The organism is Luteococcus sediminum, from assembly GCF_054783495.1.
In genome coordinates, this window is record NZ_BAAGQL010000012.1 from 1 (window position 1) to 13,301 (window position 13,301).

Here is a 13,301-nt window from a genome sequence, read left to right on the forward strand (position 1 = left end):
ACTCGGCAAACGCCGTGACGACACGCTGGCCCACAACTACCGCGAATGGCTCAAAGCCGCTTGACACGAGATAGGAGCATCAGATTCTTTCGGGCTGCCCCTGCGCAACGTCACCAACGGGCTCGGTTTCCTGCCCTACGGCTCGGGCGTCCACTACGACGGTGAGGCTGATCGTCGTCCTGCAGTGCACCAGTGGGTGGCATCGGGCGAGTTGCCGGAGACCCACTGCAGCGACGACGGTGTCGGGCTCGTCTACTACGGAACGCAGCTAGTCGATGCCGTCGCGGAACGCCCCGGAGCCCACGGCTACGTCGTCCGACGAGAGGGCGACCGTGCTGTCGAGGAACAGCTCACCACGCGCGTGCTGAGTTAACGCCACCCCGCGATCGTCGCGGCAAGACAGGGCGGCCGTGCAGTGAGTGGAGCCCGACGTGGTGTTTGCGTGCATCGGCTCACGCAAAGAGCGGGGTCACATCGTGTTGATCGGGCATGCGGTCACTGGCTGGAATCTGGATTGGGTTGCCGCGGCGTTGCAGCATCCTTTGTTGGACCACGTCGAGCTTCGAGGCTCGCTCGTTGCCGTCAGCGCCGACCAGCCATATGAGGTTTCGATGAGGTTTGGGATCGAGAGCATCCTGAACGTCGTCGTAGTCGACCACGAGGGCGAGTGCCCAAGTGACGGTACCTGTGGCATGACGTTGAGCCCAGTCGATGACCTGCAGTGCGTCGGCCCCGGTGATCTCGTAGACGGTGGTTGTGCCGCCGGTCTCGGTCGTGCTCCCTTCTTGGAAGAAGACGCGAAATCTGGGGTCATCTTCCTGCCCGCAGCGGTCGTACTCCCACACAGATTCCACCTGGATGCTGTTCATGACATCACCGTCCCATCGCACCGGCTCAACGTCCGCCTCTCGGCAGATGATCGATGTCATGCACATCTGATGGTGTCAGCGACGGGGAGATGCGGTCCGGTCTTCCGGAATTACATCGACATGCTTTCGGGCCTGGCGGATGACCGGCCGTTCGATGTGTCCGTTCTGCCGTGTTATGGCGTCTGCGGCCGCCCCACGAGGATCATCGTTCCATCGTGCGACGAGGGTGACGAGCCGCGTTTGGAGTTGCCCTTCGGAGGTCCTCGTCTGCTGGCTGAGCCCTTCCAGGCCCTGCTGCCACGTGCTGGGGTGGGCAGCAGCAATCGCGGAGAGCGCCTGATCCACCGCGTCGTCGTCTGCGGAGTTGATGAGTCGGTCGGTGGTGGGTTTCGCGTTGTCGAGGCATCGGGTGAGGGCTGCAGGTCCGTGGGTGATGAGGAGTTCGGCGGGGTCGCTGCCTGCGGGGAGTTCGGCGCGCAGGGTGTAGGTGCGGTGGACGGTGAGTTTGAAGTGGTCCTTGTCGGCGGCGGTGTTTCCGGCGGGGTCGTTGTCGGTGGCCAGGACGACTCGCTCCTGGTTGGCGAGGAGGGCGGCTTGGTGGTCGGTGAGGGATGTTCCGAGGGGTGCGAGGCCGGTGTGGCGGCCGGCGGTGGCGAGGGTGATGGCGATGGCGTCGAGGGGGCCTTCGACGATGACGGGGGTGCTGCCGGGTTGGGGGTGGCCGTAGAACTGGTCGCCCTTGCTGTGGATGGGGGTGGTGGGGGTGTTGAGGTACTTGGGGCCGGCCTGGTCGGCGGGCAGGGTGGGGTTGGCTCGGGCGACGAAGCCGAGGATGTGCCCGTCGGGATCGGTGATGGGCAGGGTGAGGCGGTCGCGGAAGCGGTCGATGAGACGGCCGGTGGAGGCGGGTTTGACGAGGCCGGCGGTGAGCATTTCGAGGTCGGTGACGCCGTGGCGGCGTAGGTGGGTGGCGAGGTTGGTCCAGCCGGCGGGGGCGTGTCCGGGTTGGATGGTGGGGTGGCCGGTGAGGTCGACGCCGAGGCGTTCGGCGAGGTAGGGCTGCGCCCAGGACTGGGGGAAGCAGCTGGCGTAGTAGTTCTGGGCGAGTTGGTTGACCTGGTGGAGCCGTTCGGCGGGGACGGGGGAGTCGGCCAGGGCGTCGGCGCGGTCGAGTTGGTGGCGCAGCATGGCGTCGCTGGGCGGGGTGGGGCCGGTGGCGTCGCGGATCATGCTGAGCAGTGCCAGTCGGGTGCCGGGGTCGTCCGGGCTCGGGAGTTCCGCCGCCGCCTGCTCGACCGACGTCGCAGTGTTCGGCGTTTGTTCGGGTGGGGTGGTGGTGCGGTTGAGGCGCCAGAGCAGGGCTGCGGCGGGGTGGTCGTCGGGTAGGGGTTTGACGGTGATGGTGTCGGCGAGGATGCCGTGGACGTCGTGGCCGGTGGCGCTCAGGTCGTCGAGGCGGTGCGCGAGTCGGACCAGGGCGGGGTCGTGGGTGAGTCGTTCTCCGATGGCGTCGAGGATGGGCTTCCAGCGCTCGAGTGCGGGGTCGTTCTGGTCGATGGCGTGATCGAGGGCGCGTTGGTACTGGGTGGCTTGGCGGGTGGTCTGGCGGGGCCCGGTGGGGCGTGGGTCGGTGTCGGGGATGTTGTTGGCGGCGCGCCAGATCGCGAGCTGGCGGCGGGTCTCGTCGGTGCAGGGCAGGGCAGCCCACGACGCGTCCGGAAGGGGCTGGTGGGCGACCTGGTCGGCGAGAGTGGTGACGAGGGTGGCGCGCTGTCGTGCCCAGGTGCCCCAGGCGGGGTCGTCCTGGGTGCGGGTGGGGATGCCGGGCAGCCATGGCAAGGGCCCCGCGGTCAGTGGGTGGCGGGTGTCGAGGCGCCAGGCGAGGGTGGCGGCCTTGTCTCGGGCGTCGTCGAGCTCGTGTTGGGCGTGGGCTGCGGTCAGGGCGGTGAGGGGGTTGGTGCCGTTGCTGGCGATGAGGATGAGGTGGTTGCGCAGAGCAGGCCAGGCGGGTTCGTCAGTGATGCCGGCTTCGAGGGTTTCGGCATGATCCTCGATGGTGGCGATGGCGTGGGGGCCGAGGAGGTGTTCGGCAGCGGTGGTGATGCCGTCGGCGTAGGCGGCGACGGCGACGGCGAGCAGTCGGGCGGGGTCGTGGTGGTCGGCGTGGTGGGTGGTGGCCGAGCGGGCGGCGTCGTCGCGGGTGAGGATCTGTTCGAGCAGGTCTGTGGGTGTGGGCGGGGTCGTGGCATCGGGTTGGGTGAGCAGCGCGGGATCGCCGTCGCCGGTGGTCTGCAGCCACAGGTGGTTGGCGTGACGTCCGCGAGTGAGCATGGTGTAGAGCTGCTGGCGAGACTCCTCAGGGGTGGCGATGCCGTGCGTGACGTCGCAGGAGATGCCTTGGGCGGCGTGGATGGTGGTGGCGTAGCCGAGCTCGACGGCAGCGGTCACGTAGTCGACGGGGACGGTGACGTGGCGTCGGGATTGGTGGTGCTGCAGCGCGAGGCACCCGTCGGGGCCGATGGCGGTGACGTGCCAGCGGTCGCCGTTCTTGACCCAGTCGGTGCGGCTGGTGCGCAGGCGGCGGTCGTTGCGGCGGGTGATGACGATGTCGCCGATGCGGGCGTGGTTGCCGTCGGCCAGCGCCGCGCTGGGGCCGGTGGCGTGGGGGCCGAGGTGGTGGGTCTGGGCGCGGTGGTTGAGTTCGGAGACCAGGTCGCGGGTGGGGGCGAGCATGATGGCGTCGCGGCCGGCGGCCTTGTCGCGGGTCCAGGCGGTGAAGGCGTTGTCGGTGACGGTGGCCAGGTCGCCGACGTGGACGCGGTCGTTGTCGAGGTAGAAGCCGATCGCGGCCGTGTCCCCCTGGCGGAGGGCGAGGGAGGCCGCGGCTTCGGCGGGGTCGGTGAAGCGCATCAGCTCATCGAGGGTGGCGGCGCCGTGTCGTGTCTGGATGTCGCGCAGCAGGCCCCCGGAGCCGATGGCGGCGAGCTGTTGGTCGTCCCCAATGAGCCGGACGACGGCGCCGCGGCTGGTGGCCCAGCCGGTGACGGTGGCCAGGGTGAGGGTGTCGGCCATGCCGGCCTCGTCGATGATGACCATCGACCCGGTGGTGATGCTCTGGGCCCAGTGGGGGAGTTTGTCGTGGGTGATGCCCCAGGCGAGTTTGGCGAGGGTGTCGGCCTTCAAACCGGTCGCGGTGGAGAGTTGGGAGGCTGCTGCGGCGGAGGGGGCGAGGCCGACGACGGTGTGGCCGGAGGCCTCCCACGCGGCGGCGAGGGCGTGCATGGCGGTGGTCTTGCCCGACCCGGCCGGCGCGATCGCGAGCTGCACCAGACGCCCCGACGTGGCGAGCTGTTCCACCAGCGCCGCCTGGCCCGGGTTGAGGGCGAAACCGCGTTCGGCGGCCGACATCGCCAACGACGCCTCCAGCACCGGCTGCGCCATCGATGTCCCGCCGTCGGTGCCGGCAAGGGCAAGGACGTCTTCCTCTGCTTGGAGGATGCGGTGGGAGGTGAACAGGGTTGATCCGGCGACGGTGTAGACGCTCGACCCGTCGGCCCGGCGCAGCGGCTGCGGCTCGGTGATCTCGAAGGTGGGCTTCTCCAACGGGACGGATGCTTCGAGGGCCATCGAGGTGAGCAGGTCGACGGCGGCATCGACTGTGCCGGTGGGGGTGGCGGTCAGGCGCACCTGGCGTTGGGCCTCGGCCCTGACATCGGTGCGTCGCCACGTCGCGCCGCGTCGCTCCATCGCCGCCACCACCCGTGCGGTGGCGGCGTCGAACCAGCCACTGTCAGCCACCGGCAACTGACGGGCTTGGGTGGGGTGAAGGGCTGCGTGGACGACCTGGTTGATCGCGGCTGGGCTGCCGAGGATGTCGACGGCCTCGGTCCGCCACGCGGCGCGTTGCTCGGTGATGGTGCGGGGCGCGTGCTTGGCGTCGCGGGTCTCGAGCGTGGCGCGCTGCGCCAGGTCGTAGCCCTCCACCACCGTCGGCGGACGTCCATGGTCGTCTTGGAACGAGGAGGCGAGCTCACCGCGCCGCTGTTCGATCGCCCGACGCCGCGACGACCACCGCTGGTTCAACTCGGTCGGCACCCCGACCACTTCACGCACCGGACGCTTGCCTGCGCCCATGGCGCGGTCCTCGAACCGCAGCCCGCGCGCTTCGAGGCGCTTGTACAGGGCGGTGTTGTAGGTCTCGGAGGCCGCGACGACGCCCTGGTAGAGGAGTCTGGCGTCGATCGCCAGCCACTTGCCCGAGCTGGTGGCGCGGACCTTGTTCGCCACCGCCACATGCGTGTGCAGGTCGGGATCTCCGGCGCGAGAGTCGCGGTGGGTGAACGCGGCGCCGACCAGGCCGTCGACGTCGACCTGCCGCACCCCCTTCGCCCCTTCGCGGGTGTAGAGCAGATGGTCCTCGACGAACCGCAGCGCCTCCGCCACCGCGTCGTGGTGGGCGCGTTCGACCATCGCCGCGGTCGGCAGGTCGGCGATCGCCCACAACGTCGACACGCTCTTCGGCGGCGAGAAGGTCAGGTCGAAACCGGACACCACCGAACGCCCCGGGCGCGAGTACCGCGCCACCGCACCCGCCAGCTCCCGCGCATCGACGTGCGCGCGGCCCATCTCCCGGACGAAGAACTCCGCCGCCACCTGGCTGCGGATCCCGGCCCGCACCTCACCCGGCACCCGCGCATCCGCCTCCAGGCCACGGCTGGTGTTCCACTCCGCCACCCGACGAGCCACCTCGACACGGAAGGTCGACACCTCCGACGGCAACTTGAAAGACGCCCCCAACCGATAGGCCGCCAACAGCTCACACTCCGATGCATCCGCACCCAGCCCGGCGGCCCGCTCGTGCCCCAGCGGATGCTGCCCGGCCCCGAACAACAACTGCATCTGCTCAGCAGTCACCTGCGACCCGGCGAAATCGTCACCGATCGCCGCGCAGCCCCTGCCAACCCACGTGCCGGGGGTTTCGCCGTGCTCGGGGTAGTACGTCGTCAGGCCCTGGTGGCCCTTCTCCGTCGAATCCTGCACAGCAACCTGCCGGGTCAGGTAGTCATACCCCGACCCGGCCGACAGCTTGTGCAGCGACATGGTCACGACTGCCCAACCCAGGGGTCGGGGCGTGGTGCCGAGTATCACGAACGAAGGCAGATCGCGCCGAGTCACGGACGTTGGCTCGCGTCACCCCATCCGCCAGTGCCGTCCGGGACATCGGGACAACCAAGACCTCGGTTAGGCGACAAAGGCCCCAACCTCGAGTTCGAAAGCGGCGTCAACCTCCGGCTGGAGGGCCTCCCCGAACGGCACTTCCTGGCCCTGAGTGCAAGAGGTGTGTGGCGCTTGATGGTCTCGTGTTTCCCCTGGGGTTCGTTCTGGCGGTTGGTGAGCACCGGGGGCGTCGCGTTCGCTTGGGTCTTCGTCAGGGTGGTTCGGAAGGGGCGAAGGTCGATGGGACGTCAGCAGGAACGGGTGGCTGCGAGGCGAGCGATTCATGAGGCTCGGGTGGCGCGGTTGCAGCAGCAGCGGGAACGGGAATCGGTGCTGACCGATCTGGCCGTGCGTGTCCAGGTGGAGCTGCGCACCGGCGCCAAGGCGTTGGCCGAGGCGGAGGCGCGCGCCGGTGCGCTGATCGAGGAGATGGTGACCGTCCACGGGCTGACAGCCACGCAGGTGGCTGAGTGGTGCGCTGGCGGGCTCAGCGTCCGTGAGGTCGGCCGACTTCGACGCCTCACGGTTCCCACCAGAGATGACCATTAGCGCCTGGGGACCGGGCTTTCGCGAGCACCGGGGTCGCGTGGTGGGTTGTGCCTGTGAACGACGGTCACGGTGGCCGGGCGGAAGGCGGGTGTGATGGCAACGGTTGAAGGCATGCGGAGCCTGGAGCGCGCAGTCGGGTTGTTGATGACCGCGGCGGAGCGTTCCCGGTTGGCGACGTGGGATCTGGAGGAGCTGGCGGCGTTCCAGCGCGACACGGCGGTGAACGAGGCGCTGTGGTCCGCCACCGGACTACTGGAGCCCGACGTGGTGCCCGTCCCGGTGGAGGTCGAGCAGCCCGGCGTCCTGACGGTGTTGGAGGAGGTTGAGCGGGAGCTGCGTCGGGTGGCGATCGGCGCCTATCCGGCCGGGACGAGTGCGGTGGTCGCGTTGGTGTGCGATCTGGTCGGGGAGTACCGGTGCCCGCGCTGAGGCCGTCGGAGGCAGACCGGCTGGCACGTCACCTCCTGATTGACGAGCCGGGTGACGTGGCGGCATCGGTGATGGGCTTGGCCTACATCGTCGACGCGGCCAGCCAGCGAACCCGCCAGGACGCGGATGGTGGGGCGCCGATCTTGGAGGTGTCGGCGTCGGCGTTGGCCCGCGTGCTGCGGTCGCGTTCTTGGAAGACAGCGTCACCGGCGCCGGCGATGGTGGCAGTGGCGGATGCCATCGGTCAGATTGAGCCCGATCCTGGTGTGGAGCGTGAGCTGGTGCATGTCTCGTACCTGGCGGCTCACGCCACGTCGAGGGTCGCGACTAGTTGTTGGTGGCAGGGACGTTCATGACAGTTTGCGGGTTGACGTGAAGGGAGGACCCCCGTTGGGTTGTGGCTTGTCGAAGGTCACAGATGAACAACGGAGGTCCTCATGGCCCACTCTAAAGCCCGTCTGAACGTCAACGGTCGGCGTCTGCTGGTCCAGCGCGTCCGCGAGCAAGGCTGGAAGGTCGCCCACGCCGCCAAGGCGATGGGAATCTCACGCCAGTGCGCACACCACTGGCTCAAGCGCTACGACCAGCACGGCGAACCAGGTCTGCATGACCGCTCCAGCCGACCCCGAACCATGCCCCGGCGCACCAACCACCAGGTCGAGGTCCGGGTCCTGGCGCACCGCGCGCTGCACCGGCAGGGCCCAACCCACACCAGCGCCGCGACCGGTGTTCCCGCGCGCACCGTCTCGGCGATCTGGAAGCGTCATCACATGCCCCCGTTGGCCCACCTCGATCCGATCACCGGAGCAGTGATCCGCGGCAGCCAGGCCACCACCCGCCGCTACGAACGCGAACACCCCGGTGAGTTGATCCACCTCGATGTCAAGAAGATCGGCAAGATCCCCGACGGCGGAGGCTGGCGAAGCCGCGGACGGGCCGCGACCAGCACCGAGAGGAACAAGCGGGCAAAGATCGGCTACGACTACGTCCACGCAGCCGTCGACGACCACACCCGGCTGGCCTACATCGAGATCCACGACGACGAGAAGGGACCCACCTGCGCTGGTTTCCTCACCCGCGCCGCGGCCTTCTTCGCAGACCACGGCATCACCCGCATCGAGCGGGTGATCACCGACAATGCCTTCGCCTACCGCAACAGCAGCGACTTCATCGCCGCGGTCGCAGCCCTCGACGCGAAACAGAAGTTCATCAAGCCCCACTGCCCCTGGCAGAACGGCAAGGTCGAGCGCCTCAACCGGACCCTGGCAACCGAATGGGCCTACCGACAGCCNACGAGGCCACAGCGCCCTCGGCGGGAAAGCTCCCATCACCCGAGTGTCATGAACCTGTCTGCCACCAACAACTAGTGCGGGGGACAGTGAGGTTTTGGGGGCGGTGCGCGCGGTCGAGCTGGGCCTGGATGCTGCCCTGCATGGCCAGACACCGGGCACACATCGTCCCGATGTCGGCAGTGAGTTCAGCACGGCGGTGATGGAGTGGGCGCGTGCTGTGGATCGCTGTGCTCAGCGGCCGTCGGTGATGACGCCGTTGGTGACGGCCCGGGCGGCGGGTTCGGTGCTGGCAGGGGTGGACGCGCTCACCCAAGCCCAGGCGACCCGGAAGACTGAAGCTCTTGTGGACTACCGCGACGCGATCAAGCCGGCGCTGGCCAGGAGCTTGCGGGCGTGGGGTGAGCATCATCGGCAGTGGGCCAAGCTGATGTCGCCGGGGGAGCGGGTCGACCCGGAGCTGATGGCTGCCACCACGCGGCTCATGCGCGCCAGCCGTGACGTGCCCGCTGGTGGAGAGGGGTCGCGGTCCTGGGATGCTGCGGTCACCGCCCTGAGCCTGACGAGGCATGCCGCCGCCGTCAGCAACCAGCCCGTTCACCCCGGTTCGTTGAAGGCGCCCGCGGAGCTGGTCGCGCCGATGCTGGCGGCCGCACTGCCGCCCAACGGTTCCCAGCTGCAAGTGGAGTGGCTCAAGCTCGAGCGCCTCGAGGGACGAGCGAACGTGACCGTCCCGGAACCAGTGCTGGCGAAGCTGGCCGCGGTGGGTAGCGCGACTGTGCGAGGTGCTGACCGGGCTCTGCAGTCGGGCTACCTGATGATGAGACCTGCTGCGGCACCGACGACGGTGCCAGCGGGCAGAACTGAAGCAGTCCCGGATCTGCCTCACTCACGGCTCGGACCGTCGCCGAGGTGCGTGTGATCTGGCACCGGTACGCCCGTGCCTCTCTGCAGCCGAGATGGCTGCGCGACGATCACGCGTCAAAGGTGGTGAGAGATGCCGTCAGCAATTGCTGGGCGGAGCCGAATTCCACGAACTCCCCGCAGGCCACGAATCCAAGCCGTGCCGCCAGGGCCAGGGCCTTCTGATTCGACGTTTGGGTGACAACCAGGACGGGTTCGTCGCCTCGGACCTCCGACGTCACTCGCGCCAGCAGTTCCCGGCACGCGGCCTCCGCGATGCTTCGTCCCCAGGCGTCGGGCAGTAGGACGTAGGACAGCTCCAACTCTCGCCCCTCCGGGCGGACGTGTCCGGGTCGATCCGGGTTGCGCCGATCCGCCACCACCGTGCCCAGCATCCGTCCACTGCGTGCGTCCGAGACGATCTGGGCCCATCTGCGACGCCCACACCGCGCTCCAACCACACTGACAACAGCGACCGCCCAGGCGATGGACTTCGGCCGGGGGCCGCCCAGATGGCGAACGCGATCATCGGTCAGCAACTGGACCATGCGAGTGACGTCGCCCGCGCGACCGTTGCGCAGCTGGATCTCAGGTGAGGCCATGGCTCGAGCTCAGGCAACGCGCACCGCCACACCTCGCACGGGCTCTGGAGTCAACGACCCTGCGCGTGAGTTGATGCCCGTGCATGTCGAGGGCGCGGGGGCTCTCTGGCGGCTAGCCTTCCGGTATGAGCACCGCCGAGGACGTCCTCCACCTGGTTGAGGCCCCGGCACGTGCCTTGCTGAGCAAGATGCCGAGGGGTTGCGGCTGCTGATGCATCCCGAGTGTGTCTGGCCCAGCTACGCAGGGCTGGTGCTGGACCGCGACGAGTATTGGCGCCGCAACACGACCGCGGTCAGCTTCACCTCCCAGCGCCTCGAAGGCCCCGTGGTGCGCGTCGTCGGCGACACGGCCATCGTCACTGGGACGGTTGTCGACCCTCTGCGCGACGGTGAGCAGTTCCGCCTGCTGATCACCATGACGTGGGTGCGCTGCGATGGTTTGTGGCAGTTGCTCGCTGGTCACGCGGGCCCGCGTCTGGCCTCGTGAACCGCACCCTTTGTCCCGAATGCGGTGTTGGGTTCCTCACCGTGTGCTGAGGTCCAAGCCGACGGCTGGATTCCGTGGGATGAGCTGTGGGACGGCTGGGATGAGCTGTGGGGGCGGCGCGCATTGCCATCGACACCGCGCGGCTGGCAGCTGCTGCAGAGGAGCGAGGTTCGCGTGCACGGCCCCGCTGAACATGGACGTGTCGCTACGGTGTCGTCATGATGGCCGTCCTGACGCAGTTGGTGTTCGAGTGCGACGATCCCGTCCCAGTGGCCGCGTTCTGGCAGGACGTCTTGGACCTCGCGCCAGCCGAGGGCACGGACGACTGGCTAACCCTGCAGTGGGAACCGGTCGGTCGGTTCTCGTTCCATCGCGTCGAGGGCTATGTGCCGCCTCCGTGGCCTGGCGAGTCTGGTCAGCAGCAGGTGCACTTCGATCTCCTGGTCGACGACCTGCAGGCTGCGTCTGCCACGGTTGAGCGTGCCGGTGGGACGCCGCTGACTGGGGTGATGGATCCGGGGCCGAAGGCGTGGCGCATCTTCGTCGACCCCGCTGGCCACCCGTTCTGTCTCGTCTCGGTGCCGGAGTGACGGCCAGGCGCAGTCAGTGGGGTTGAGGCGACCTTCCGGTCGCTCGGCCATTGTCATGCTCCAAGGGCGCTCGAAACCCGTTCGTGTTCAGCTGGTTACTTCCCAGTCTTCTGTCGGGCGTAGTAGGCGCGGGATCGGTTGCGGTCGCCGCAGTCCTTGGTGACGCACCAGCGTCGGTTGTGGGCTCTGGATGTGTCGAGGAAGACCCAGCCGCAGTGGGCGTCCTCGCACTGGTGGAGCCGGTCCAGGTCGGAGCGTGCGAGCAGGGCCATGATGCTTCGGGCGATCCGGTGGCGTGGGGTGGCAGGGGTGAGCGTGCGGTCGTGCCAGCGCCATCCATCGGCAGCGGGGGTGTAGGTGGCTGCGGTGAGTGCTTGGTGGAGCTCGTCGGTGATGACTTGGCCTGCGTCGGCGTCGTCGGTGAACAGTGCGCCGTACAGCGCCTCGCGCAATGCGAGGACCTTGGCATGTTCCGTGGCAGCCTCACCGGGCGGCACCTGAAGGGCTTTGGCTTCCTCGTTATGGATCAGCGCGGATTCCAGGCACCAGGCCATGACGTCGCCGAAGTCGTTGAGATCCTCTTCTCGGTCCTCGTCGGACAGTCGCCACTCGACCGTGTTGATCAGGTCCAGGGCGACGTCGCCGGCGATGTGACTGAAACGTGCCATTATTCAACCTCCATCCTCACAGTCTAGGCACCTGTTGCCTGTGAGCCGTTTATGCGGCAGGATCTCACAAGTAGAAAGCATCAAACTTGTGAGGCTAGGCGGTGGCTGTGAGGGACCCGATCGCAAGACTGGTCCGTGACGACCGGAGCTTCGCGTAGTATTGGTTTGGGCAGAGCGTGAGTAGTTTCGGCAGCCAGGTGGCGGCGATGGCGTTGCCGCTGGTCACTGCGGTGACCTTGCACGGGACTCCGGCGCAGGTGGGGTGGGTGGCCACGGCCGCGATGCTGCCGTACCTGTTGTTCTCGCTCATCGCGGGGCACGTCCTTGAAGGTAGGGATGCCCGCAAGGTGATGTTGCCGGCCAATCTGTTCCAGGGCGCTGCGATGGCTGTTGTCCCGATCGCCTGGCTGGGCGGGTGGTTGTCGGTCCCGCTTTTGGTGCTCCTCGCGTTCGTTGCCGGGTGTGCCGCGGTGTGTTTCGGCGTGGTCGGCTTCTCCTAGCGCATGTCGGAGTCGTGACACTGGCGGAACCGCGGAGGCCCCAGAAGCAGAGCTCCGGGGGCCTCCTCCGTCATCCTCTCGTGGGAATCAGTCGTCGTCCTCGTCCTCGAGGTCCTCCAGCACCTCGAACGGCGACTCGACGTCGCCGCGCCATGCCTCCAGGCCCTCGCGCACCGCGAGCACCGCCACGACAAGCGCCGCGACGGAGTCGGCCCACCACCAGCCGAACAGGCTGTTCAGGATGAGGCCGACGAACACCGCGCCGGAGAGGTAGACGCAGAGGATGAGCTGCTTGGCGTCGGCCATCACGCTCTTGGAGCCCAGCTCTCGCCCGGTCCGGACCTCGATCCACGCCAGCAGCGGCATGATGACCAGGCTCAGCGCTGTGATGCCGAGGCCCAGCGGGCTGTGATCGGGACCCTCTTGGCCGACCAGGGCCAGCACCGCATCGACCGAGACGTAGGCCGCCAGAGCGAAGAAGGCGACGGCGATCACCTTGACCGTGACCTTCTCCCACTGCTCCGGGTCCTTGCGGGTGAACTGCCAGGCGATGGCAGCGGCCGAGAGCACCTCGACCACCGAGTCGAGCCCGAAGCCGATCAGCGCCGCGGACGACGCGAGGACGCCCGCCCAGACGGCGACGATGGCCTCGATGACGTTGTAGGTGATCGTGAACCCGACGATGAAGCGGACGCGGCGGTGCAGGGTCGCGCGGCGCGCGGTGGTCAGAGTCTCGCTCATGCGTCCACCGCCGTCCCGCAGCATCCCGACACCGAGCACGCCGGGTCGATGCACGGCGCGTCCTCGTCCACCGCGAGCGTGACGTCGATCAGGGACATCAGCGCCGCGGCGAGGTGCGGGTCGGCGATCTCGTAGCGGGTTTGCCGCCCCTCGGGCTCGGCGACGACGATCCCGCAGTCGCGCAGGCAGGTCAGGTGGTTGGACACGTTCGAGCGGGTCAGCTCCAGCTCGCGCGACAGCACAGCCGGGTAGCTCGGACCGCCGAGCAGGGTCATGAGGATCCTGGAGCGCGTCGGGTCCGCCATGGCCCGGCCGAGCCGGTTCATGACGTCGAGGCGCGAAACAATAGTCAGCATGGACTGAACTATACAGTGTTCATTGACTAATCGCCCAGTTGTACGGGCTGCCGCACCCGCTCCGCGCGCTTGCCCTCGGGAATCGTGGTCACCTCTTGCGC

General features: G+C 68.3%; 12 protein-coding genes and 3 pseudogenes. 8 read left to right on the plus strand and 7 right to left on the minus strand.

Going from position 1 to position 13,301, the window contains the following annotated elements; translation table 11 throughout:
- The first annotated feature begins 184 nt into the window (after positions 1-184).
- A complete protein-coding gene (locus tag ACYVKA_RS06395; protein ID WP_460703949.1) occupies positions 185-373 on the plus strand; it encodes a hypothetical protein in 189 nt (62 codons plus the stop codon).
- A gap of 79 nt (positions 374-452) precedes the next feature.
- Here the strand turns inward: ACYVKA_RS06395 and ACYVKA_RS06400 are convergent, their stop codons facing one another.
- Complete coding sequence (locus ACYVKA_RS06400) at positions 453-929, minus strand: hypothetical protein (RefSeq protein ID WP_460703951.1); 477 nt, start codon at positions 927-929, stop codon at positions 453-455.
- Positions 930-944: 15 nt separating this feature from the next.
- Entirely contained in the window at positions 945-5,969 is a 5,025-nt protein-coding gene (gene mobF, locus ACYVKA_RS06405) for a MobF family relaxase (RefSeq protein ID WP_460703953.1), read from the minus strand.
- A gap of 411 nt (positions 5,970-6,380) precedes the next feature.
- On the opposite strand from mobF, the gene ACYVKA_RS06410 reads away from it, so the two are divergent.
- Both ACYVKA_RS06410 and ACYVKA_RS06415 read left to right on the plus strand, forming a co-directional pair.
- Positions 6,381-6,635 (plus strand): hypothetical protein, encoded by a 255-nt coding sequence (locus ACYVKA_RS06410; RefSeq protein WP_460703955.1) that lies wholly within the window; start codon positions 6,381-6,383, stop codon positions 6,633-6,635.
- A 93-nt stretch (positions 6,636-6,728) separates the two neighbouring features.
- On the plus strand, positions 6,729-7,064 hold the full coding sequence (locus ACYVKA_RS06415) for a hypothetical protein (protein WP_460703957.1): 336 nt from the start codon (positions 6,729-6,731) through the stop codon (positions 7,062-7,064).
- A gap of 82 nt (positions 7,065-7,146) precedes the next feature.
- Here ACYVKA_RS06415 and ACYVKA_RS06420 read toward each other — a convergent pair whose 3' ends face one another.
- On the minus strand, positions 7,147-7,305 hold the full coding sequence (locus tag ACYVKA_RS06420; protein ID WP_460703959.1) for a hypothetical protein: 159 nt from the start codon (positions 7,303-7,305) through the stop codon (positions 7,147-7,149).
- 196 nt (positions 7,306-7,501) lie between these two features.
- On the opposite strand from ACYVKA_RS06420, the pseudogene ACYVKA_RS06425 reads away from it, so the two are divergent.
- Positions 7,502-8,353 (plus strand): annotated as a pseudogene (locus ACYVKA_RS06425) (IS481 family transposase); the annotation flags it as partial.
- A 106-nt stretch (positions 8,354-8,459) separates the two neighbouring features.
- Complete coding sequence (locus ACYVKA_RS06430) at positions 8,460-9,275, plus strand: hypothetical protein (RefSeq protein ID WP_460703961.1); 816 nt, start codon at positions 8,460-8,462, stop codon at positions 9,273-9,275.
- Between the two features lie 52 nt (positions 9,276-9,327).
- Here ACYVKA_RS06430 and ACYVKA_RS06435 read toward each other — a convergent pair whose 3' ends face one another.
- Entirely contained in the window at positions 9,328-9,858 is a 531-nt protein-coding gene (locus ACYVKA_RS06435; RefSeq protein WP_460703963.1) for a GNAT family N-acetyltransferase, read from the minus strand.
- Between the two features lie 184 nt (positions 9,859-10,042).
- On the opposite strand from ACYVKA_RS06435, the pseudogene ACYVKA_RS06440 reads away from it, so the two are divergent.
- Both ACYVKA_RS06440 and ACYVKA_RS06445 read left to right on the plus strand, forming a co-directional pair.
- A pseudogene (locus tag ACYVKA_RS06440) lies at positions 10,043-10,345 on the plus strand (nuclear transport factor 2 family protein); the annotation flags it as partial.
- A 218-nt stretch (positions 10,346-10,563) separates the two neighbouring features.
- On the plus strand, positions 10,564-10,935 hold the full coding sequence (locus ACYVKA_RS06445) for a VOC family protein (RefSeq protein WP_123574853.1): 372 nt from the start codon (positions 10,564-10,566) through the stop codon (positions 10,933-10,935).
- A gap of 95 nt (positions 10,936-11,030) precedes the next feature.
- Here the strand turns inward: ACYVKA_RS06445 and ACYVKA_RS06450 are convergent, their stop codons facing one another.
- Entirely contained in the window at positions 11,031-11,603 is a 573-nt protein-coding gene (locus ACYVKA_RS06450) for a CGNR zinc finger domain-containing protein (RefSeq protein WP_123574852.1), read from the minus strand.
- Positions 11,604-11,776: 173 nt separating this feature from the next.
- Between ACYVKA_RS06450 and ACYVKA_RS06455 the strand changes: the two are divergent.
- Positions 11,777-12,103, plus strand: a pseudogene (locus ACYVKA_RS06455) (MFS transporter); the annotation flags it as partial.
- 87 nt (positions 12,104-12,190) lie between these two features.
- Here ACYVKA_RS06455 and ACYVKA_RS06460 read toward each other — a convergent pair.
- Positions 12,191-12,844, minus strand: a complete 654-nt coding sequence (locus ACYVKA_RS06460) for a cation transporter (protein ID WP_123576819.1) — start codon at positions 12,842-12,844, stop codon at positions 12,191-12,193.
- Positions 12,841-13,200: a Cd(II)/Pb(II)-sensing metalloregulatory transcriptional regulator CmtR gene (gene cmtR, locus ACYVKA_RS06465; RefSeq protein ID WP_123574850.1), complete on the minus strand. Its 360-nt coding sequence runs from the start codon at positions 13,198-13,200 to the stop codon at positions 12,841-12,843. Before cmtR ends, ACYVKA_RS06460 begins: the two co-directional genes overlap by 4 nt.
- Positions 13,201-13,301: the final 101 nt, after the last annotated feature.